Raw genomic sequence first — 2,338 nt, forward strand, 5'->3', positions numbered from 1 at the left:
TGGGTACGACCCGGACTGAGCCGTTTACACGTGCCGGTGCCGGACCGGAGCCGGTAGGAACTGACAACCCTGTTGTTGTCGAAACGCCGTCCGTTAGTGCCGGCGGTACAACCTGGAAGCCGTTGAAACCCACTGTTACACCTAGCCCGCATCACGAACACTACGAACTAAAGATCAGGTTCGGTGCAGCGCGGCGTCCATATGCAGAGGGTCTCGAGTTATCGCAGATAGTCTCCGAAGGAGGGACACTCCAAAGTGACTATTTGCAGATGAAACGTGAATTAACCGAGGTGGTCGGTAATCTGCCTGCAGGAAAGCTCATTGGTGTTAATATCAAACTTATTACACAGCAAAAACATGCAACAAGCACAAAGAAGTCCGACATATTAGGAAAAATATCAGCAGATTTGCTCTCAGATGTAGCGCCCGACAAGCGCTCTCAGCTGGCAATAGATATGTTGGTTGCAAGAGGACCATATAACCAACTTGGCGTTGAAATTTACCAGCACACCGAACTAATATCGAAGGACGATCTACCGCGACTGTACTTGGGTTTCAGCAATAGGTATCAGAATAATCCAACTAAACTATCGTCTGTTATTCTCGACCGGGCGGTAGATTGGTTGGTTGGGCGAATCGTTGCCGAAGCGGAGTCCGGGTCGCCGTTATCGTCGGTCAGCATTGCATACCACCGCTGGGCGAGAACAGGGACATCGCTAGATGTCAATGGCGATCCTCGGATTCGATCGATCGAGGGAGAACTGCACCGGGCGGTGGCAGGGGCGCTGCAGCGGAACCCGTCCGCGCTACGGGCAAATATCACAGCCGAGCATGTTTGGCAGCAGATTAGCCGAGCGGCCGGCCTCACACGAAATCACAACGTCGTAGTAGTGGAGTTTAAGACCGCCGGGAAGTCGGTTGCTCCTCCGGATAGTGTTCGACAGCCTCTGGGTGAAACGCATAAAACTCTGGGTGAAACTAGTAAAACAGTCGTACGTGCCGCCGAGTCTTCAGCGAAAGATGAGTCTTCGATAAAGGCTGCGCAGTGGGACTGGAAGCCAGGGCAAACGCCAGTTCGCGCAGGTAAGGTACGGCATCAATTATTGTCGTCTGAGCTCGACTTCGCGGCAGAGCATGCCCCGAAGATCCGATCTTCCGCCGGACATGATGAACTTCTGATTCCGCCGGGTAATTTCGCTGACGAGTACAAAAATTTCAAAGCCAAGCTGAAAGATTTGCTGGCCCAACGACCGGCCAGTAAAAAGATCGGAATCTATATCCGGTTTGCGTCGACGACTCAACTAAAAAGCGCTGCTGGCAAGCTTAGCCAGGATAGGTTGCTTGAGCTGATCCAGGACGATCTTACCGGGGGAATGGCTGCGGAAACCCGAACTCGGCTCGCAATAGACGCGCGAATTATCAAGACAAGCCGAAGACGCTTTGTGGGTATTGAGGCCTTTGACTACCATGAACTAGAGTCGCGCGACGGTAGAGTGCAACTGAGACTTGGATCCCATCTCGGGGAAGAAAATTTGTCAGCGCTTTCGTTGGCTAAGCTAGGCGGGGCAATAGATTGGCTTATCGGCCGGCTGGCGGAGGATCGTGGAATATCTTCGCCGAGGATCAATATTGAATATCTGACTACGAAAAAGTATGACCCGGACAGTGTGTCCAGTGATCAGCGACTTCTGTCGGTCGATTCGACGCTGACGCAGGCGGTCGACGATGCATTGGCGAGAAATTCTATTGCGCAGCGGATGAATATCTCCGCTGCGCAAGTTCGCGAGCACGTCGACACGGAGCAGATTTTCGCAACTCCGTGGTCCGAAGTCCGCGTGAGTTTTGCAGGAAACGGTGACTGGATTGACCCGCCGGCGGACCTGCGGCCAATAGTGGATGCCCGAGATTCGAAGTGGGGTGTTGCTCCGCCGCGATGGCGGGGTAAGAGTCCTATCGGCTGGCTCGTGGGTAAATTCTTCCTGGATGCATTACCTGAAGCCGTCTTGACGCGGGAAGATACCGACGGAAATGTTCTGTCGTTGGCCAAAGACCTGACGCAAAATCTTGAGGCTGTAAAGGCGATCGCCAGGAAACATCTTTCTGACCTCTTGCCCGGCATGAAGGTTGGCGTATTTGTAACTTTTCGATATGGGTCGGCCAGCGGGAGCAAGTTCCTGCGGTCGGCTGTGATGCGAGATATTCAGCATGCTTCTGATCTGATAAAGGCAGGTCTGGCTTCTGTGGCACCGCAGCGTGACGCGCTGATAATTGACACGAACCTCGTATTTTCAGCAGTGGAAAAACCAGGGTTTGAGGTGTTGTTCTTTCAGACAAACTT

General features: G+C 53.0%; 1 protein-coding gene. It reads left to right on the forward strand.

Annotated features, from left to right (window positions below; genetic code table 11):
• Nucleotides 1-269: 269 nt before the first annotated feature.
• A partial coding sequence (locus BLV96_RS49605) for a hypothetical protein (RefSeq protein WP_143051174.1) occupies nucleotides 270-2,338 on the forward strand: 2,069 nt, incomplete at its 3' end.

This window comes from Amycolatopsis pretoriensis (assembly GCF_900107925.1).
Taxonomy (GTDB): Bacteria; Actinomycetota; Actinomycetes; order Mycobacteriales; family Pseudonocardiaceae; genus Amycolatopsis; species Amycolatopsis pretoriensis.